We start from the raw sequence: 18,755 nt of genomic DNA on the forward strand, positions 1-18,755 counted from the left end.
TCTATTTAAATGGCGTTTAAATAAATGGTTTTTAATATTGTTAAATACGATTATTCTTTTCTTATTATACGGTTAACCCTGTTAAATATTTTAATATAATCTCATATTTTTGTTATTTGGCTGATCTTGTTAATCAAGTTAAAACCTGTTTTTTATGATTAAAACAGAATGACGGATAAAAAACAGCATTTTGTCAACAATCTGAGACGGTAAAAACTTTTTTACCGTCGGTTGTGTTGGATGAGTAAAGCGCGCCAGTCTTCCCGATTTAACCTGTGTCCCCCCGAAAGCCCGACGCTAAAATGTAATGAGTTTTTATTCCACTTCAAGAATACGGCAGGTGTTAGTACTGCCAATGGTTCCCATCTGGTCGCCCTGAGTCACCAGAACAAGGTCGCCGGAAATCAGATAACCTTTATCTCGCAGGCGGTTAACGGCTTCACTGGCTGCGGTGATGCCGTCAGTATGACTGCTGCAATAAACCGGTGTAACGCCACGGTAAAGGGCTGTTTGGTTCAGGGTTTTCTCATGGCGGGACATAGAGAAAATGGGCAGACCCGAACTGATGCGGGACATTATTCGTGTCGTGCGGCCTGATTCGGTCATGGCGATAATCGCTTTAACACCGTTTAGATGGTTTGCCGCGTACATGGTGGACATGGCAATCGCCTCTTCGGTACTGTCGAAAGTCGTGTCTAGCCGATGTTTGGATACACTGAGCCCGGGCATTTTTTCCGCTCCCAGACAGACCCGTGCCATCGCGGCAACGGTTTCGGCAGGGTATTGGCCCGCTGCGGTTTCAGCGGAGAGCATCACCGCGTCAGTGCCGTCAAGAACCGCATTTGCCACATCCATAACTTCTGCCCGGGTCGGCATTGGGTTGGTGATCATGGATTCCATCATTTGTGTCGCGGTAATCACTACACGATTGAGCTGGCGGGCGCGGCGGATCAGTTTTTTCTGCACACCAACCAGTTCCGGATCACCGATTTCTACGCCGAGGTCACCACGGGCAACCATCACGACATCGGCAGCCAGAATGATTTCATCAATGATTTCATCACTACTAACGGCTTCTGCACGTTCAACTTTTGCCACGATCTGGGTTTCGCAACCGGCATCCCGCGCCAGACGGCGGGCGTAATTGAGATCTTCACCGGTGCGGGGAAAAGAGACAGCCAGGTAATCAACACCGATTCTGGCGGCGGTGATAATGTCTTCTTTATCTTTTTCAGTCAGGGCATCAGCGGATAAACCCCCGCCCAGTTTGTTGATACCCTTATTGTTGGATAGCGGGCCACCCACTGTCACTTTTGTGAATACTTTCATTCCCTGAACTTCTAATACTTTCAGTTGAACACGGCCATCATCCAGCAGCAGAATATCACCCGGGACAACATCAGCAGGTAAGCCTTTGTAATCAATACCGACTTTCTCCTTATCGCCTTCGCCTTTACCAAGGTTGGCATCAAGCAGAAATTTATCTCCGATATTCAGGAAAATTTTGCCCTCTTTAAATGTTGATACGCGGATTTTAGGTCCCTGAAGATCGCCAAGGATAGCGACATGGCACCCCAGGCGGGCGGCGATCTCGCGGACTTTATTGGCACGCTGGATGTGATCTTCTGCGGTGCCGTGGGAAAAGTTGAGGCGGACTACGTTTGCACCCGCAGTAATAATCTTTTCAAGGTTATTATCGCGGTCGGTAGCCGGACCAAGTGTAGTAACAATCTTAGTTCTTCTGAGCCGTCTAGACATGCATTACTCCGTTGACCTGTTAGTATGCCCACCGCAAAGTCGCAAGCGACTATCGTAGGGCTTGTTGTAACCTGTATCAGCTTATACTGATACTGTTCGCTATATAGTGCTTGTGCAAACAGTTGTCTCTGTAGGGGAACTACAGGGGGAACGTTTTACACAATCACTATGCCCTGGCGAATCAGCTAACCCTTTTATGACGGATATTTATTGCCGCGTTTCTATCCTATCATGATTTGTTCCCGGTTTATCAATAATCTAATAGTCTTAGCGGGTTTTGGTGTTGAACGATAAAGTTGGATGAGTCAGCAGGGCAACGACTTATTTACCGCGCTCAATGAGCAATAAGTGGCTACTGGCTACGCAATCGAAAACTGAATGTGTTGAGAATCGGTTCAACAGTGATAGGGCTTTTCAGATTGGCGGAAAGTCAATTTTATCAAAACGTGAATTTCGCAGCGCCTCTTTAACTCTTTTCAAGTTATCTCTGAACTTTGCGCCACGTCGCAGGGTAAATCCGGTAGCCAGAACATCTATGACGGTTAATTGAGCAATTCTTGATACCATTGGCATGTAAATATCCGTATCTTCCGGTACATCCATAAGTATCGCCAGGGTTGCTTCGCGGGCGAGAGGGGAATCGTGAGAGGTAATGGCGATGACTGCCGCATCATTTTCACGTGCAAGCTGCGCCGCCTCAACCAGACTTTTGGTTCTGCCGGTATGGGATATCAGCACGACTACATCACCTTCGGCACTGTTAATACAGCTCATTCGTTGCATCACGATATCGTCAAAATAGATAACCGGAATGTTGAACCGGAAGAATTTATTCATCGCGTCATGAGCAACGGCGGCAGAAGCCCCTAAACCAAAAAATGAAATTTTCCGCGCCTGAGTCAGTAAATCGACAGCCCGGTTAACGGCTGCGATATCCAAATTGTTTTTTACCGTGTCCAGCGTCGCCATGACCGATTCAAAGATCTTATTGGTATAAGCACTGACTGTATCGCTCTCTTCAACATTACGGTTTACATAAGGCGTGCCATTGGCAAGGCTTTGGGCCAGATGGAGTTTGAAGTCAGGAAAACCTTTGGTATCCAGACGACGGCAAAAACGGTTAACCGTGGGTTCACTGACTTCCGCCATTTTTGCCAGCGTTGCGATACTGGAATGAATGGCCGTTTGTGGTGCCGCCAGGATTATCTGCGCCACTTTTTTTTCTGACTTACTCAAGTATTCAATACTGTTTTGAACTCGTTCCAGTGTATTCATAAAACGCAGCGACCTGTGGTTTTAGCGATTTCATTCAGAGGCGAAATCTATGTAAGTTTTATGAAAATATACTACTAGTAATAAATTGAAGCTGGCAGCGGGAAGTCACAATAATCCAATATTTTTCATAAAAGTATGACAAGTGTCTAACTTTCATATTGGTAATTATATTTCATGGAAGTTGGAGAATTACATAAAACTATCACTATTTTAGCCGCAGTGGTATATGCCGCTGATATGAAGGCGGGGGTTATTTGTTATAGCTGTTTACGCGATATAGCCAAAAGGGTACATTACCGGTTAAGGCTGTAACAAAATTACAATATTCCGCAATGAGGAGATACATATGGCGGTTACTTCTACGGCTCAGGCTTGTGATTTAGTTATTTTTGGCGCTAAAGGGGATTTGGCTCGCCGGAAATTATTACCTTCCCTTTATCAGCTTGAAAAAGCGGGGTATATCCACCCGGAAACCCGGATTATCGGTGTTGGCCGGGCGGATTGGGATAAAAAAGCGTATACCCAGGTTGTTGAAGAAGCTCTGAATACATTTTTGCCGGAAAAACCAGATCCAGAATTATGGAAGGCATTGAGCGCGCGTCTGAATTTCTGCAATCTGGATGTTAACCAACAGGAAGATTTCACCCGACTGAAAAAAATTCTTAAGCAAGATAACCGGCCTGCAATCCACTATTTTGCCATGCCACCGAGTACTTTTGGTGCTGTTTGCCACGGATTGGGGTTGGCGGGGCTGAATAAAGAGCCAAACCGGGTTGTCATGGAAAAGCCTTTAGGTACCGATCTTGACTCATCCAGGGCCATCAATGATGAAGTTGCCAAGTATTTTAATGAGTGTCAGGTCTATCGTATTGACCATTATCTGGGTAAAGAAACCGTATTGAATTTGCTGGCGCTGCGTTTTGCCAATTCATTGTTTGTGAATAATTGGGATAACCGGACGATTGATCATGTGCAAATTACGGTAGCAGAAGAAGTCGGTATTGAAGGCCGTTGGGGGTATTTTGACCAAGCCGGGCAGATGCGCGATATGATTCAGAATCATCTGTTGCAAATCCTGACGATGATTGCCATGTCTCCTCCGGCAGATCTGACAACGGACCATATCCGTGATGAAAAAGTGAAAGTATTGCGTTCTTTGCGCCGTATTGATCACACCAACGTGCGGGAGAAAACGGTACGTGGTCAATATACTGCTGGTTTTGTTCAGGGGAATAAGGTGCCGGGTTATCTGGAGGAAGAGGGAGCGAACCAATCCAGCAGGACGGAAACTTTTGTCTCTATCCGGGTCGATATTGATGATTGGCGCTGGGCTGGGGTGCCTTTCTATCTGAGAACCGGCAAACGTTTGCCAACCAAATGTTCTGAAGTGGTGGTTTATTTCAAAAAACCAGCGTTGAACCTGTTCTCTGAATCCTATCAGCAACTGCCGCAGAACAAACTGACGATTCGCCTGCAACCGGATGAAGGTATTGATATTGAAGTGCTGAACAAAGCGCCGGGGCTTGAGCATAAACATCGTTTGCAAACAACCAAGCTGGATCTGAGTTTTTCTGAAACGTTCAACCATATTCCGCTGGCGGATGCTTATGAGAGATTGTTGCTGGAAGCAATGCGCGGTATTCAGGCGCTGTTTGTGCGTCGTGATGAGGTAGAAGAAGCCTGGAAGTGGGTTGATTCCATTATGAATGCATGGGCTGCGGATAATGATGCGCCTAAGCCTTATCAGGCGGGAACATGGGGGCCAGTTGCTTCTGTTGCCATGATCACCCGTGATGGCCGCTCGTGGAATGAGTTTGAATAACGGGTAATAAGCGTGGGATTGTAAGAGTCTTTAATATTGAGGCCCAAGCTGCGTTGTGAGCGGCTTGGGTTGGTGTCATCAAGATATCGGATATCCCAATTTCTTCGCTTATTTGTGTCTTTAGTCAAGAAAAGAATAAAATTGAGCAATTGCTTTCTATTTTTCTATATGGTAGAAGTAATAGGCTAACTTACACTATAACTATGAGGGTTCTTAATATATCGCGCGGAATATCAGTGCGATGAAAGAATGAAATATCATGAACAGCGCCAAAAGCGTCCGGTTTCAAAGATCCACCCACATGCTTTTCCTTTCTGCCATTTTATCCAGTGAGCACTACTGGTGCGGTGCATTATAGCGTCTTACTCCTGTTAACCGGTTTTCAGCCGGTATTTCTATTTCGTCAAAACGTCAGGTTATTTATTTCTCATCTTATTTGCAGATGAGTTCAGCGTTTTTATGGCTTGCGTCTTGACGTGCGTATTTGCGTGTTCAGGAGAAAGAAAATGATTTACTGGTTATTCCTTGCAATGGCAATCGTCACCGAAGTTATCGGTACTTTGTCGATGAAACATGCCAGCGTTTCAGGTGGGATGGGGGGCATGGCAGTGATGTATGTCATGATCGCTATATCTTATATTTTGCTGGCAATGGCCGTGAAGAAAGTTGCGTTGGGTGTTGCGTATGCGTTGTGGGAAGGGATTGGTATCCTGTTTATTACTGTTTTTAGTGTGATGTGGTTTGATGAATCACTGTCGTTGATGAAAGTAGGCGGTCTGGCTCTGCTGGTGACAGGGATTATGCTGATTAAATCCGGGACTAAAAAAGCGGCAGTTAAGAAATCGGCTGAGGTTGTGAAACAGATGGCAGATAAAGCTGTCATCAATGCCGCCGTAACTAAAAACAGTAAAATTAAGGAGGCATAACATGTTGCAACAATTTGAATGGTGGCATGTTGCGTTCCTGTTTCTTGCGGTGGTGTTGGAAATTTTAGCGAATATTTTATTGAAACTGTCTGAGGGTTTCAGACGTCATTGGATGGGTATTTTTTCACTGGTTGCGGTTCTTGGGGCGTTCAGTGCGCTTGCCCAGGCAGTGAAGGGAATCGAGCTTTCTATCGCTTATGCTCTGTGGGGTGCTTTCGGCATTATTGCAACGATTGCTGCCGGTTGGGTTATGTTTAATCAACGTCTAAATTGTAAGGGGTGGGGCGGTATTGTTTTGTTGTTGCTCGGGATGGTGATGATTAAGATGGCATAGCCGTAAGCGTGGATTAGATTTTAAGTGGTTAATGATAATAAAATGATAGCTTCAGGTAACATTTGATTCTTGCGGGTTAACTGAAGCTTTTTAGTATCTTGGTAATTCTTTGAATGCTTTCAAAATTCTATAGAAAATGGATTTAAAAACTGTCTATGCCAGAGCAATTTTTTATCTATTTCACTCAATTCGGCTTCTTCACAGACATTATCCCAATTATCTTGGATTATTGATATTTGTCTATTGAAGATTTCTTTTGCTTTTTCCTCTGATATATTAAAATTATGTGCAGTTTCTAAACAAGTTCGTAATTGACTTAGATTTTTATTATCAATTATTAGCATCGCTTGAGATGCTTCATTACCAGCTCTACCCTGAGGACATATGTCATAAGCAGGGGTTAAACTTAAATTTTTGCCATCCCAAAATGCGGAATGATTCCGAGCGTGATCATCCGTATTACCACACAATATATTAAAAACTAATCGTGAAAATAGCTCCTCTAATGTCTTTTGGGGATTAGTGAAACTATATCGTATAATCTCGGCTAGTTTTTCATAACTAGCATATCTAGCCATCATATCATCTAAGCCAAATAGAGTTAGAGCAGAGACCATTGATTTTCGTAACCAACCGTTTTGAGTATGTTCTCGGTCAAATCGCTTAATGAGTAGTACATCTTTATTTGCAGATGTTGTTAATTGTACTGAGGCAACATTAATGCCGGATAGTTCAGCGAGTCTCATAGCAATAAACTCTGTTTTAACCACACTGTAAAGATCACCGCTTGAGGAAAATTTAGCAACATATTTGCTGTCTTTATCCTCAATGAGTGCTTTAGGACGTGCTCCACCAATTGAACTGCCATGAAAAAGTGCTTGGTCTAATTCTGGTGTTAGTAGTAGACCATTTTCAACTCGTTCTGCTGATTGAATAAGTTCTTCCAGACTGACATTCTTTATAGATCGTGGAGTATATTCGGATGGAGACAATTGAAAATCTAAAGCGCCTATACGGTCAGATCCAGATTCAAGAAGGTACGTTATTTCATTTAATGTAGCAGTTTCTGTATCCGCTCCTTTTAACCCTAATATTTTGTTGATGATAACTCTACGACCCCACGCATCAGGAGATGCGTCGCGGATACAGCCAGGCATTGTTAGATCACTTAATGGGGCTATGATACCTGATTTTAATGGTAATTCCGGTTCATAAATTGAGATAGGTAGCGGCTGGCTATTTAATCTTTTAAGGTAACTTTTACCATAGTTAAATGAAATGTGGCCATTAAATTCTTCTAGGCGGCCAGCTACTATTGGCTCAGTTTGCTCTGGTAACCATATCCAAACATAAACTTCTTTGTTGTTAGAAGTCATCGTATACCACTCTCTTTTCTTCTTGAATGCGTTGTGGTAGCAAAGCCAGCTTATCTCTTGTTTGTTCTATACGTACTGAGATAGGAAATTTATCCCTTTCAAACAAGTTGATGCCTACAAGGTTAGCTAGCTCAAATGCGAGTCCTATGGAACAGCCCATATCTCCTTTTTCAATTTTTTGCAGTGTAGTTCTGGATATACCTGCGCGTTCTGCCAAATTCTTTTCTGACCACTGATGTTGTTTTCTGCCTAGCTTGATTTGCTCTCCGAGTAGTATGGCCGCTTCTTGGGAGAATTTAGAATAGGCTCTATGTTTTGACATACTCCCTCCTTTTGACTTTTATTCTGGTCTTTAGTGCTCTTAATGAACAGTATAGTGGTCATTAAGATGTTTTGTCAAAATACAGATGCAATACTGAATGACCATTATCATGGTCATTAAAAGTGCAAGATATAGGAGGAAAATTCAATGGATATTCTTAAGAGCTTCTATGTGATCAACTTATAAAAGCAGCGATAGAAAATATCCCGGCTTGAATGTTAAATGCTTGCGATAATTTTTATCTCGACTTTGTATTTTGGATTCATTAGCTTAGCTGCAACTGTGCAGCGTACAGGCGCACTTCCTGCCACAACCCATGCATCCCAGGCGGCGTTCATGCCAGCAAATTCGTCTCCATCAGCCAGAAAAATAGTGGCATCGATAATTTTGCTTTTATCAGAACCGAGGCGTTGTAGCATGATATCAATCGCGGCCAGTGTATCAGCTGTCTGCTCAGTGATGTCACCATCCAGATTCTCCGGTACGCTGGTGTAATAAATGGTCTTATTGTAAACCACAGCTTCGGACCAGCGATCCTGTGGATCAATACGCTCAATTGTCATGGATACTCCTTAAGTTAACTGCCATGTGCCTGATTTTGGGTGGTGATCAGAACACAGTATTGGCATAATCTCCATCCATTCTATTGAAAGAGACAGTTTGTGTCAGACGATTTTGCGAAAAACGGTTCCCTTGCCAAAGCAATAAAAGGTTTCAAACCCCGCGATGCTCAAAGAGAAATGGCAACTGCTATTGAGTGTGCGATTAAAAACCATCAACAATTGGTGGTAGAAGCAGGCACAGGAACAGGTAAGACATTTGCCTATCTGGCCCCCGCATTGCGTTCTGGGCAAAAAGTGATTATTTCTACAGGTTCTAAGGCATTGCAGGATCAGCTTTATAATCGTGATTTGCCGACTGTTGCTGAGGCAATTAATTTCACCGGCAAACTGGCACTGTTAAAAGGGCGTTCAAATTATCTTTGCCTGGAACGGCTGGAACAGCAGTCGTTTGGTGGAGGACAGCTGGAAGCAGACATTCTGTCAGATATCGTCCGGTTGAGAAGCTGGTCTTCACAAACTGAGGAGGGTGATATCAGCACCTGTCATCAGATAGCGGAAGACAGCCAGGTCTGGCCGTTGGTCACCAGTACTAATGACAATTGTCTTGGCAGTGATTGTCCGCGCTATCAGGAGTGCTTTGTTCTGAAAGCGCGTCGCCGGGCAATGGAGGCGGATGTTATTGTCGTCAACCATCATCTGTTTATGGCGGATATGGTGGTGAAAGAGACCGGATTCGGTGAACTTATTCCACAAACGGAAGTGAAGATATTTGATGAGGCGCATCAGATCCCCGATATTGCCAGTCAGTATTTTGGTCAGCAGTTAAGTAGCCGCCAACTGATGGATCTCGCCAGAGACATTATTATGGCGTACCGCACGGAAGTACGGGATCAAGCTCAATTACAGAAGAGTGCGGATCGTCTGAGTCAAAGTACACAGGATTTCCGGCTGGCATTGGGGGAGAATGGTTATCGGGGAAATTTGCGGGAGCTGTTGCAACATTCGCAGGTGCAACGGGCGCTGGTATTGCTTGATGACGCACTTGAGCTCTGTTATGACGTGATGAAATTGTCGCTGGGGCGTTCAGTTATGCTGGATGCGGCCTTTGAACGGGCGACAATTTACCGTAACCGTCTTAAACGCCTGAAAGATGTGACTATCCCCGGTTACAGTTATTGGTTTGAAAGTTATGGTCGCCATTTTCTTCTGGCGTTAACACCTCTGTCTGTCTCTGACAAATTCAGCGAAATTATTAATGATCAATCAGGTTGCTGGGTTTTCACGTCAGCGACATTATCCGTCAACGAACAGCTTTCACATTTCACCGAACGGCTTGGGCTAAAAGAAGCGAAAACTTTACTGTTACCAAGTCCATTTGATTATCAAAGTCAGACGCTGCTTTGTGTTCCTCGTCATCTGCCGTCACCGAATCAGCCTGGTGGTGCAAAATGGCTGGCGAGAATGCTTAAGCCGCTGATTGAAACTAATAAGGGTCGCTGTTTCTTTTTATGTACGTCACACCAGATGATGCGCAGTTTGGCAGAAGAGTTCCGGGCCAGCATGACGTTACCGGTTTTGGTTCAGGGTGAAACCAGTAAAGGTCAGTTACTTTCTCAATTTGTTTCTGCCGGGAACGCGTTATTAGTGGCAACCAGCAGTTTTTGGGAAGGTGTGGATGTGCGGGGGGATGCGCTTTCCTGTGTCATTATCGATAAGCTGCCTTTTACCGCGCCGGATGATCCGCTGTTAAAAGCCCGTATTGAAGATTGTCAGCTTAAAGGCGGTGATGCATTTAATGAAGTTCAGTTGCCAGATGCGGTTATTAGCCTGAAACAGGGGGTCGGGCGGCTTATTCGTGATGTTGATGATTATGGTGTGGTCGTAATTTGTGATAACCGCTTGGTGATGCGTCCTTATGGCGAAGTGTTTCTTAACAGTTTGCCGCCTTCACCACGAACCCGCGATTTAACAAAAGCTGTCGCTTTTCTGCAAGCTCGGCAATCTTTGAAGAGTTCTGGTAGGAAAGATTAATAATATCATCCCAGTGGGCACGTATCTGTTTGATATTCAACCTGTCATTGCTTATCAGCGGCTTAAGCGCATCATAGGTGTTATCGCCCTTTGGAATGAATAATTTGGTGTCACCAAGGTCACGGATGCGAGAGTATGAAATTGTGTGGGGCACTACATTGGTGTTTGTGCTGCTATAGCTAATGTAGAACCATCAATTGTATCCGGCTAGCTGATTAATTCTGATGCTGGGATACCAACGTTCAAATTGTGCCTTTAGCTTGCCATTTAGAACGGGCCGTCCGAGGGAAGCACTTAAATGATTACCCCATGTTTTTTTATGCTCTCGACATCAGCAAGGTGATCTACACTACTAACGCCATCGAATCTCTGAACAGTGTGATCCGGCATGCCATCAAAAAGCACAAAGTGTTCCCATCAGACGACTCGGTGAAAAGGTGGTGTGGCTGGTCATCCCCTTGCCTTTGCAGCGATCACCAATGCTGCCTGAGTCATCGCCGCCACTGTGAACACTACCTGACTAACGACCACCAAACCCCTTCCTGTTTACGCCCGAATCCTTACCGTCCTCCAATAACGTTGAAGTAACCTTGGAGAATTGCCATTCTAACAAAAACTCCGTTCTCAGCCTGAGAAAAATAAGCACAATGTACTGAATTATCTAACTCATAAGGAAGCTCATAACCTCGCGGAAGAGGATGCATAATGATGGCGCGGGGATGTAAGTATGAAAGTAGATCAGGCGTGAGCATCAAATTGGAATCGGGTAAATGATCTGCTGTTTCTTTATAACCTGCCATATAAATAACATCCGCACTACACAACCCCTCTTTTATGTTATGGAGATATTCGTAGGTGACACCAGCTTGACGAAGGTACGCTTCGTCTTCTGGTAAAAGCTTACAATTTTCTTCAATGCAAAGTAATAATTTTATATTGTGAAACAGGGCTATACAAAAGAGAAGGGAGCGCGCTGATCGGGAAGAGGGGTGACAGCATAATAATAAAGTTAATGATTTATGAAGAGTGAAAGATTGATGAATGGTAAAAATATCAAGCAAAGCTTGCGTTGGATGCTCTGCATTTAATCCTTCACCATTTCCTGCATTTATAACTGGAAGGCGGCTTTTTATACAATAGTTATACACAGGCTCAACTTTGGCATGGCGCATAACGGCAATATCAGCATACGCATTGATCATTTGTGCAGTATCCGTAAATTTTTCATTCCAGCTTGAGCCAGAACGGCTTGACTCACCATCAGAAAAACCTATAATTTTTGCGCCAAGACGGTTGGCTGCACTTTCAAAACTGAGGCGAGTTCTTGTACTGGCCTGAAAAAAAAGTGAAGCAACAAGGATATCTTCATTCCTTTTTTTTATTTTTTTATCAGGTTTTGATACTTTAAAATTCTGAGCCAAATCTATAATATTCATTATAGTGTCTAAGTCTAATGATTTAATAGAGAGAAGGTTATCCTTTAGAAAAAAATTTTGCACTGATATCATAACTCACCTCCGGACTTTCATATTAATGATAGATATAAAAAGAACGATAATGAAAAGACCACCAAGCTTTTTAAACTTATTTATAAGGATAAGAGATAAAAAATAAAATTATTTATGCTCAATTAATTTTTTTAAATAATCATTATTATCCCAATGAATAGGAGCAACTTTATTAAATGCCTCTCGTGCCAAGTCGGTATAATTTTTTGCTTCTGATATATCAATTCCTCTTTTTGTTATAAATGATTAAATTATGCATATATTTAAAGTGTTAATAATATTGTTAGTTATTTTTCAATAATGTAACTTAACGTCGCTATTAGCGGTGTCGTCATCAATTTTACATTTATGGCAAAAATTACGGTATGGCCTGTGAGGGCGGGATAAGTTTCCCGAATAATCCGTACCAGGTGGTGATTGATGACTTTGCCTTTGATGCTGGCGATCGTTTACCTATGAATACAACTTCTTTGAAAACTGGCTTCATGATATACGTATCGAAGCCATCCATGAAAGATTAAACTCAACGTCTCCATTTTGCCTGCGTGGTCATGGAATACTAGGTGTGACCCTTTCGGATGAAATTGATAAGACCACGTAGCAGCATGGCGGGGCGCTGTACTGCGGGTTATCCGGCATCGCTGGATTTACCGGTGCGACAATGTAATTCAATGCTGGCGCGTATATTTGCTAATTTCGCTTTCTAGCGCTTTATTGACAAAGGCATTTATTGTCATACCTTTTTCATTGGCAAGTTCCGCAATATGTCTATACGTTTCAGGGATAACCCTGACGTTAAACCCCCCTTTAAACGGAACATCCGGTTTTTTGTTTAGTTCCCGACAATCCTGTAAATATAAATCGACAGATTTTTTAAACTCTTCTTCCAGCTCTTTAATTGTTGTGGCCTGATAAGTCACTAAATCACGGATATAAGCCAGTTTTCCAAATAAAAAGTTATCTTCCACATCAAATCCAATCGTGCCTCCCTTTATATGATTTTCAGGATGGGGGCGATGCACCTTCCCCCATTAACGTACTTCCTTTTGTAACTGATTATAGTATCAAAACCCAGCGAGTCAAATCTTCAATGAGAGGGTATTGTTTAAGTATATCTTCGTATTTTAAGTATGTTCCATATTGAGACAGTAGAATCCCGTTAGGAAGCGATGGAACACAGGCAAATTTACTTCTCTTCTATCTGATAACTCATAAAGACACAGCTACCCTGTGTGTACATGTGGCAAGGAGTAATAGTCTTATGTTGCCAACTGGGTAAAACAAGCCAGGCTATGATAATATTGCGCCTTATTTCGAATCCTATTTCTTGCCGAGGTTAAGGCATGTCCACACGAATTCTAGCTATTGATACTGCAACGGAAGCCTGCTCAGTTGCTCTTTGGAATGATGGTGCTGTTTTGGCACAGTTTGAAATTTCTCCACGGGAACACACGCAACGTATTTTACCTATGGTTCAGTCTGTGCTGGCAGAAGCGGAGGTCAGTTTACAACAACTCAATGCCTTGGCTTTTGGCCGTGGGCCAGGCAGTTTTACTGGTGTACGTATTGGTGTTGGTATTGCTCAGGGGTTGGCTCTGGGTGCTGAACTGCCGGTGATTGGGGTTTCAACGCTTAATATGATGGCTCAAGGTGTTTTTCGCCTGACAGGAGCAACTCAAGTATTAACCGCTATTGATGCCCGGATGGGAGAAATTTACTGGGGGCAATATGTCCGCGATCAGGAAGGTAAATGGCAGGGAAGTGAAACAGAAGCTGTAGTGAGACCGGAACAGGCAAAGGCGATCATGGATTCATTTCATGGGGAGTGGGTCATTGCCGGAACCGGCTGGCAAACTTATCCTCAGTTGATGGAAAGTCACTTAACGTTGACTGACAGTGATATTACATTACCTCATGCTGAAGATATGTTACCTCTGGCTGTACAGATGTGGCAAAACGGTGAGGTGACAGCCGTAGAACATGCTGAACCAGTCTATTTGCGGAATGAAGTTACTTGGAAAAAATTACCGGGTCGTTAAGCATTAGTTGATGCAACTTGTAGTAAAAGAAAGCATCAAATAAACATAATTATTGGGCCAATTTTTAGGAGAAGGTGGTTATGTTAAGAGTAATAAACTGCCGGGCTGGTTTTAAAGCGGTAATCTTGTTAAGTGCTGTCATGCTTACAGGTTGTATCACTATTCCTGATTCGGTAAAGGGAACGTCACCAATGCCAGTTCAAGATCTGCTTTCTGTTAAGAATACGCCTGAGCTGTTCATCGGCCAGGAAGGGCGATTTGGCGGCAAAGTGCTTGATGTGGTGAATGAGAATCACTGTACTCGCCTGGAAATATCGTCATTACCATTAGCATCCGATGCCAGTCCTGGATTGCATGAGCCTTCCATCGGCCGTATTTATGCTTATGTTAATAATTTCCTTGATCCCAATGACTTTAAAGGAAATTACGTTACTGTCGTTGGCCCGATCATGGGGGTGGCGAAGGGTAAAATTGGCAAAGCGGATTACGACTATGTTGTGATTAATGTCACAGGTTATCAGCGTTGGCGGATTGCTCAGAGGGTATTAATGCCTTCTGGTCCAGGGCCGTGGAACTATTATGGTTATCCCTATTATTCTGGTTGGGGATGGGATGGGTATTATTCCGGTCTAGCGCCTGTTGAGACTATTTTGATTGAGTAAGGTTATTTCAATACTAAGAGCGGTTGTTAATGTGTAACTTGTGACGCTGTAACTTCATTTCTTATCGGAGCCGCCATATTTATGTGGCGGTGATTCAGGTCGCTATTTCTTTTTCTTTGGTTCTATCGTTAATTTCATTGCAATCCTTGCTCTAAACCCGCAGTAACTTCCTCGGCCAGAATTTTCAGTCATTCATCAGGAGTATCATCCAATTCTAGTAAGACAAAACCAAATTTGTCATATAATCTGCGGCTTGGTATAAAATCACGGAAAGTGGTGAGGCGTTGTTCCTCAATTTTTGATTCAATTTCATACAGGAGCAGAGTTTTATCACAAAGTGCTTTTGGCAGTAATTCATCTGGAAAAAGAGAAGCAGCTTGTAGTTCTATGTTGCTAATGACCGTACTATCTTCATGGTTTGCCATTCTGACCATCATGTTTTTTATAGTTATATTTTATTATCCTTAGTGTTTTAATAATGTATTGGAATAGATGAAAGCAATAAATGCTATTTCAAAAATGTTATCTTAAGCAAAAAGTAGATAGGTCAATGTATAATCAATAGCGACTGATCTAAATATTAACTACAGAAATAATATACTGATTATTAAAAATAATTTACAGACGATACAATTCTCTTTGCTTTTTGCATAAAGGATTAACATGAAATTAGTGATGTGTATCCCAACCTGAACAATGTTTCTTTTTTACACTGGTACGCTGAGTTAATAATTTGTTAAAACAAAGCGTGCGTTATTTTTATTAGGCGAGTGATAACATAGCAATTGAAATTTCAGGAGTACTACCTTGGAGAAAGTCTGGCTAAAACATTATCCGGCGGATGTCCCTGCGGAAATTGACCCGGATCGTTATGCATCATTGGTTGAGATGTTTGAAAATGCCGTAGCGCACTATGCAGATCAACCTGCATTCATCAATATGGGTGAGATTATGACCTTCCGTAAGTTGGAGGAGCGTAGTCGGGCATTTGCAGCGTATTTGCAAAATGGTTTGGGATTAGGCAAAGGAGATCGTGTCGCACTGATGATGCCGAACCTATTGCAATATCCCGTTGCACTGTTTGGTGTTCTACGTGCAGGTATGATTGCCGTAAACGTAAACCCGCTGTATACACCACGAGAGCTTGAACATCAGCTTAATGACAGCGGCACTTCAGCTATTGTGATTGTGTCCAATTTTGCCCATACCCTGGAAAAGATCGTTTTTAATACTAAAGTCAAGCATGTTATTTTGACGCGCATGGGCGACCAGCTATCCCGTCCTAAAGGTACGTTGGTTGATTTTGCCGTGAAATATGTCAAACGGCTGGTACCGAAATATAACCTGCCTGATGCCATCTCATTCCGTAGTGTGATACACAAAGGCTATCGCATGCAATATGTTAAACCGGATATTAACGGTGGTGATTTGGCCTTTCTGCAATATACCGGCGGTACTACCGGCGTAGCTAAGGGTGCTATGTTGACGCACCGTAATATGCTGGCAAATCTTGAACAGTCAAAAGCCGTTTATTCACCATTACTGCATTCTGGTCAGGAATTGATAGTCACTGCGTTGCCTCTCTATCACATATTTGCATTATTGGTAAACTGTTTGCTGCTTGTTTACTTGGGAGGATGCAATCTTCTGATCACTAACCCGCGTGATATTGCCGGTACAGCCAAAGAGTTGAGCCGTTACCCGTTCACTTCTGTCACTGGGGTGAATACGTTGTTTAACGCTTGGTTGAATAATGAAGAATTTAGGAAGCTTGATTTTTCCTCATTACGTCTCGTTGTGGGTGGTGGTATGCCAGTACAGAAGGCGGTTGCGGAGAAATGGGCAGAAGTCACAGGAAGGCCGCTGCTTGAAGGCTATGGCTTGACAGAGTGTTCACCATTGGTTTCCTGTAATCCTTATAACTCGAAACATTACACTGGTAGTATTGGTTTCCCGGTATCTTCAACTGAAATCAAACTTGTAGATGATGACGGTAATGAGGTGACAATAGGTCAGCAGGGAGAACTGTGGGTCCGTGGGCCACAGGTTATGGTTGGTTACTGGAATCGTCCTGATGCGACAGAAGAAGTGCTGAAAGATGGTTGGGTTGCCACGGGTGATATTGCTAATGTTAATGAACAAGGTTTTATTCATATCGTAGACCGTAAAAAGGATATGATTTTGGTTTCTGGGTTCAATGTGTATCCTAATGAAGTTGAAGATGTTGTATCAACTCACCCGAAAGTGCTAGAGTCAGCAGCAATCGGCGTATCAAGCGAAAGTTCCGGTGAAACTGTCAAAGTGTTTGTGGTTCGAAGAGATCCCAGTTTGACCGAGGATGAGCTTAAAACGCATTGCCGTCGTTATCTGACAGGGTATAAAGTACCTAAGATCATTGAGTTCCGGGATGAATTACCTAAATCTAATGTAGGTAAAATTCTTCGCAGAGAACTGCGCGATGAAGAGGAAAAGATTAGGAATGCAGCTATAGCCTAACCCTCTTCATAATACTTATAAGCACGACAACGCCGGTTTCAGCCGGCGTTGTCGTGCTTATTACCATGAATGGCTAAGAGAACTATGTTTTGAATTATCAGTTGATCACCACAGATGCTCAGTTGCAACAAGTCTGCGAAAGAGCAAAAGAATACTCAAAAGTAGCATTGGATACTGAATTTGTACGCACACGGACGTATTACCCACAATTAGGTTTGATACAACTGTATGATGGCGAACAACTGTCTCTGATAGATCCACTTAATATCACTAACTGGCAACCTTTTCGTGAATTGATTACTCATCCTCAGATATTGAAGCTGTTACATGCTGGCAGTGAGGATTTGGAAGTCTTTCTGAATGCTTTTCAATGCTTGCCGGAACCCATGATTGATACTCAGGTCTTGGCTGCGTTTATCGGACACCCTCTATCATGTGGTTTTGCCGCGCTGGTGGCTGAATATATCCATGTTGAGTTGGATAAAAGCGAATCTCGCACTGACTGGCTTGCCCGCCCGTTAAGTGAAAAGCAGTGTGAATATGCAGCGGCGGATGTGTATTATCTGCTGCCTTTGGCTGATATTCTGATGACCGCGACGGAGCAGGCTGGCTATATGAAGGCCGCGATGGGTGAGTGTGAGCTTATCAGCCGACGCCGAAAAGAGATATTGACACCGGAATGTGCTTATAAACAGATAGGCAATATTTGCCAATTACGTCCTCAGCAGCTTGCGTGTTTGAAAAAACTGGCAGCATGGCGTTTGAATCAGGCCAGAGAGCGTGATTTAGCTGTGAACTTTGTTATTCGTGAAGAAAACTTGTGGCAGGTGGCGCGTTACATGCCAACCTCTTTGGCAGAATTAGATGCGCTGGGGTTAAGTGGACAGGAGATTCGTTGTCATGGACGTCGCCTGTTGGCAATGGTTGCTGAAAGTGGAAATATCCCAGAAAGTGAATGCCCTCCGCTGGTGACAAACCTGATTGATCAACCTGGTTATCGTAAAGCGTTTAAGGATATTAAGGCGCTGATTAATCAGGTAAGTGAACAGCATCGGTTTAGTTCTGAATTGCTGGCATCTCGTCGTCAGATTAATCAGTTACTCAGTGTTCATTGGAAATTGAAGCAATTAAATGGCAAACCTGAATTGTTGAGTGGATGGCGGGGAGAATTGCTGGCTGGACCAGTTGCAGAGATTCTGGCGAACTATCCTGATTAACTAATATCAGATAGAACGACTGCTTTAGTCTGATGTCAGACTAAAGCGCGAGAGAATGGGGCTCCCATTGAGGGTTACCCCATCTCAGACAGTCACATAATGAACTTGGTCACTTTGATGGTGATTAATGATAAAATAGCACGGTTTACCCACGTTATTTTTGAGCTTCTTCTGTCTCAGGTAGTGTTATATTAAGCTCCAGCACAGAAATATCATCGCCTTTCTGCTCAAATTGTACAGAGAGCATCTCAGGATCTACCTGTATATACTTGCAGATTACTGCCAGGATATCCCGTTTCATGTCAGGCAGGTAAGCCGGTTCAGAATCACCACGGCGACGCTCTGCCACGATGATTTGCAGGCGTTCTTTAGCGATATTTGCTGTCGTTTTTTTTCTCGACAGAAAGAAATCTAGCAAGGCCATGT

General features: G+C 43.2%; 18 protein-coding genes and 2 pseudogenes. 10 read left to right on the forward strand and 10 right to left on the reverse strand.

What is annotated here, in order from left to right:
* Nucleotides 1-315: 315 nt before the first annotated feature.
* Entirely contained in the window at nt 316-1,758 is a 1,443-nt protein-coding gene (gene pyk / locus C5471_RS05930) for a pyruvate kinase (RefSeq protein ID WP_133813143.1), read from the reverse strand.
* Between the two features lie 414 nt (nt 1,759-2,172).
* Complete coding sequence (locus C5471_RS05935) at nt 2,173-3,033, reverse strand: MurR/RpiR family transcriptional regulator (RefSeq protein WP_133813142.1); 861 nt, start codon at nt 3,031-3,033, stop codon at nt 2,173-2,175.
* A gap of 346 nt (nt 3,034-3,379) precedes the next feature.
* Here C5471_RS05935 and zwf point away from each other — a divergent pair, with 346 nt between their 5' ends.
* The 3 genes from zwf to mdtI all read left to right on the forward strand — a co-directional run bounded on the left by zwf (nt 3,380) and on the right by mdtI (nt 6,115).
* Nucleotides 3,380-4,855 (forward strand): glucose-6-phosphate dehydrogenase, encoded by a 1,476-nt coding sequence (gene zwf / locus C5471_RS05940; protein WP_133813141.1) that lies wholly within the window; start codon nt 3,380-3,382, stop codon nt 4,853-4,855.
* Nucleotides 4,856-5,361: 506 nt separating this feature from the next.
* A complete protein-coding gene (gene mdtJ / locus C5471_RS05945; protein WP_133813140.1) occupies nt 5,362-5,781 on the forward strand; it encodes a multidrug/spermidine efflux SMR transporter subunit MdtJ in 420 nt (139 codons plus the stop codon).
* Between the two features lies 1 nt (nt 5,782).
* On the forward strand, nt 5,783-6,115 hold the full coding sequence (gene mdtI / locus C5471_RS05950; protein WP_133813139.1) for a multidrug/spermidine efflux SMR transporter subunit MdtI: 333 nt from the start codon (nt 5,783-5,785) through the stop codon (nt 6,113-6,115).
* Between the two features lie 119 nt (nt 6,116-6,234).
* On the opposite strand, the gene C5471_RS05955 is transcribed toward mdtI, so the two are convergent.
* The 3 genes from C5471_RS05955 to C5471_RS05965 all read right to left on the reverse strand — a co-directional run bounded on the left by C5471_RS05955 (nt 6,235) and on the right by C5471_RS05965 (nt 8,376).
* Nucleotides 6,235-7,491: a type II toxin-antitoxin system HipA family toxin gene (locus tag C5471_RS05955; RefSeq protein ID WP_133813138.1), complete on the reverse strand. Its 1,257-nt coding sequence runs from the start codon at nt 7,489-7,491 to the stop codon at nt 6,235-6,237.
* Nucleotides 7,481-7,813: a helix-turn-helix transcriptional regulator gene (locus C5471_RS05960; protein ID WP_133813137.1), complete on the reverse strand. Its 333-nt coding sequence runs from the start codon at nt 7,811-7,813 to the stop codon at nt 7,481-7,483. Before C5471_RS05960 ends, C5471_RS05955 begins: the two co-directional genes overlap by 11 nt.
* 218 nt (nt 7,814-8,031) lie before the next feature.
* Nucleotides 8,032-8,376, reverse strand: coding sequence for a RidA family protein (locus C5471_RS05965; protein WP_133813136.1), 345 nt, complete (start codon nt 8,374-8,376; stop codon nt 8,032-8,034).
* A 99-nt stretch (nt 8,377-8,475) separates the two neighbouring features.
* On the opposite strand from C5471_RS05965, the gene yoaA reads away from it, so the two are divergent.
* Entirely contained in the window at nt 8,476-10,407 is a 1,932-nt protein-coding gene (yoaA, locus tag C5471_RS05970) for a DNA repair helicase YoaA (RefSeq protein ID WP_133813135.1), read from the forward strand.
* Here the strand turns inward: yoaA and C5471_RS25255 are convergent.
* Nucleotides 10,397-10,537 (reverse strand): annotated as a pseudogene (locus tag C5471_RS25255) (Tn3 family transposase); the annotation flags it as partial. The gene yoaA and the pseudogene C5471_RS25255 overlap by 11 nt on opposite strands.
* A 188-nt stretch (nt 10,538-10,725) precedes the next feature.
* Between C5471_RS25255 and C5471_RS05980 the strand changes: the two are divergent.
* Nucleotides 10,726-10,845 (forward strand): annotated as a pseudogene (locus C5471_RS05980) (transposase); the annotation flags it as partial.
* Between the two features lie 122 nt (nt 10,846-10,967).
* Here C5471_RS05980 and C5471_RS05985 read toward each other — a convergent pair.
* The gene (locus tag C5471_RS05985) at nt 10,968-11,915 is read right to left on the reverse strand and encodes an aspartate/ornithine carbamoyltransferase family protein (RefSeq protein WP_133813134.1); all 948 of its coding nucleotides are present in this window, start codon (nt 11,913-11,915) and stop codon (nt 10,968-10,970) included.
* A gap of 496 nt (nt 11,916-12,411) precedes the next feature.
* Between C5471_RS05985 and C5471_RS24225 the strand changes: the two genes are divergently transcribed.
* Nucleotides 12,412-12,516, forward strand: coding sequence for a hypothetical protein (locus tag C5471_RS24225; protein WP_339959216.1), 105 nt, complete (start codon nt 12,412-12,414; stop codon nt 12,514-12,516).
* Nucleotides 12,517-12,583: 67 nt separating this feature from the next.
* Here C5471_RS24225 and C5471_RS05995 read toward each other — a convergent pair whose 3' ends face one another.
* Nucleotides 12,584-12,883 (reverse strand): type II toxin-antitoxin system HicB family antitoxin, encoded by a 300-nt coding sequence (locus tag C5471_RS05995; protein WP_339959212.1) that lies wholly within the window; start codon nt 12,881-12,883, stop codon nt 12,584-12,586.
* A 375-nt stretch (nt 12,884-13,258) separates the two neighbouring features.
* Here C5471_RS05995 and tsaB point away from each other — a divergent pair, with 375 nt between their 5' ends.
* Nucleotides 13,259-13,954, forward strand: coding sequence for a tRNA (adenosine(37)-N6)-threonylcarbamoyltransferase complex dimerization subunit type 1 TsaB (tsaB, locus tag C5471_RS06000; protein WP_133813132.1), 696 nt, complete (start codon nt 13,259-13,261; stop codon nt 13,952-13,954).
* Between the two features lie 80 nt (nt 13,955-14,034).
* Nucleotides 14,035-14,616, forward strand: coding sequence for a Slp family lipoprotein (locus C5471_RS06005; protein ID WP_133813131.1), 582 nt, complete (start codon nt 14,035-14,037; stop codon nt 14,614-14,616).
* Nucleotides 14,617-14,804: 188 nt separating this feature from the next.
* Here the strand turns inward: C5471_RS06005 and C5471_RS06010 are convergent, their stop codons facing one another.
* Complete coding sequence (locus C5471_RS06010; protein ID WP_133813130.1) at nt 14,805-15,041, reverse strand: hypothetical protein; 237 nt, start codon at nt 15,039-15,041, stop codon at nt 14,805-14,807.
* A gap of 382 nt (nt 15,042-15,423) precedes the next feature.
* On the opposite strand from C5471_RS06010, the gene fadD reads away from it, so the two are divergent.
* Together fadD and rnd are read left to right on the forward strand one after the other, a co-directional pair.
* The gene (gene fadD / locus C5471_RS06015; RefSeq protein ID WP_133813129.1) at nt 15,424-17,112 is read left to right on the forward strand and encodes a long-chain-fatty-acid--CoA ligase FadD; all 1,689 of its coding nucleotides are present in this window, start codon (nt 15,424-15,426) and stop codon (nt 17,110-17,112) included.
* Between the two features lie 89 nt (nt 17,113-17,201).
* Nucleotides 17,202-18,329, forward strand: coding sequence for a ribonuclease D (gene rnd / locus C5471_RS06020; protein WP_133813128.1), 1,128 nt, complete (start codon nt 17,202-17,204; stop codon nt 18,327-18,329).
* 154 nt (nt 18,330-18,483) lie between these two features.
* Here the strand turns inward: rnd and minE are convergent, their stop codons facing one another.
* Nucleotides 18,484-18,753 carry a cell division topological specificity factor MinE gene (gene minE / locus C5471_RS06025; protein ID WP_023045613.1) on the reverse strand — a complete coding sequence of 90 codons (270 nt, stop codon included), beginning with the start codon at nt 18,751-18,753 and terminating at the stop codon, nt 18,484-18,486.
* Nucleotides 18,754-18,755 lie beyond the last annotated feature (2 nt).

Origin of the sequence: Photorhabdus tasmaniensis (genome assembly GCF_011189505.1) — a bacterium.
GTDB lineage: Bacteria > Pseudomonadota > Gammaproteobacteria > Enterobacterales > Enterobacteriaceae > Photorhabdus > Photorhabdus tasmaniensis.

Coding starts and splice junctions, on each gene's coding strand:
- C5471_RS05935 (WP_133813142.1), bottom strand. CDS start 3,033: ATGAATACACTGGAACGAGTTCAAAACAGTATTGAATACTTGAGTAAG.
- pyk (WP_133813143.1), bottom strand. CDS start 1,758: ATGTCTAGACGGCTCAGAAGAACTAAGATTGTTACTACACTTGGTCCG.
- C5471_RS05960 (WP_133813137.1), bottom strand. CDS start 7,813: ATGTCAAAACATAGAGCCTATTCTAAATTCTCCCAAGAAGCGGCCATA.
- C5471_RS05965 (WP_133813136.1), bottom strand. CDS start 8,376: ATGACAATTGAGCGTATTGATCCACAGGATCGCTGGTCCGAAGCTGTG.
- mdtJ (WP_133813140.1), top strand. CDS start 5,362: ATGATTTACTGGTTATTCCTTGCAATGGCAATCGTCACCGAAGTTATC.
- C5471_RS06005 (WP_133813131.1), top strand. CDS start 14,035: ATGTTAAGAGTAATAAACTGCCGGGCTGGTTTTAAAGCGGTAATCTTG.
- C5471_RS05985 (WP_133813134.1), bottom strand. CDS start 11,915: ATGATATCAGTGCAAAATTTTTTTCTAAAGGATAACCTTCTCTCTATT.
- tsaB (WP_133813132.1), top strand. CDS start 13,259: ATGTCCACACGAATTCTAGCTATTGATACTGCAACGGAAGCCTGCTCA.
- C5471_RS05955 (WP_133813138.1), bottom strand. CDS start 7,491: ATGACTTCTAACAACAAAGAAGTTTATGTTTGGATATGGTTACCAGAG.
- zwf (WP_133813141.1), top strand. CDS start 3,380: ATGGCGGTTACTTCTACGGCTCAGGCTTGTGATTTAGTTATTTTTGGC.
- minE (WP_023045613.1), bottom strand. CDS start 18,753: ATGGCCTTGCTAGATTTCTTTCTGTCGAGAAAAAAAACGACAGCAAAT.
- mdtI (WP_133813139.1), top strand. CDS start 5,783: ATGTTGCAACAATTTGAATGGTGGCATGTTGCGTTCCTGTTTCTTGCG.
- C5471_RS06010 (WP_133813130.1), bottom strand. CDS start 15,041: ATGGCAAACCATGAAGATAGTACGGTCATTAGCAACATAGAACTACAA.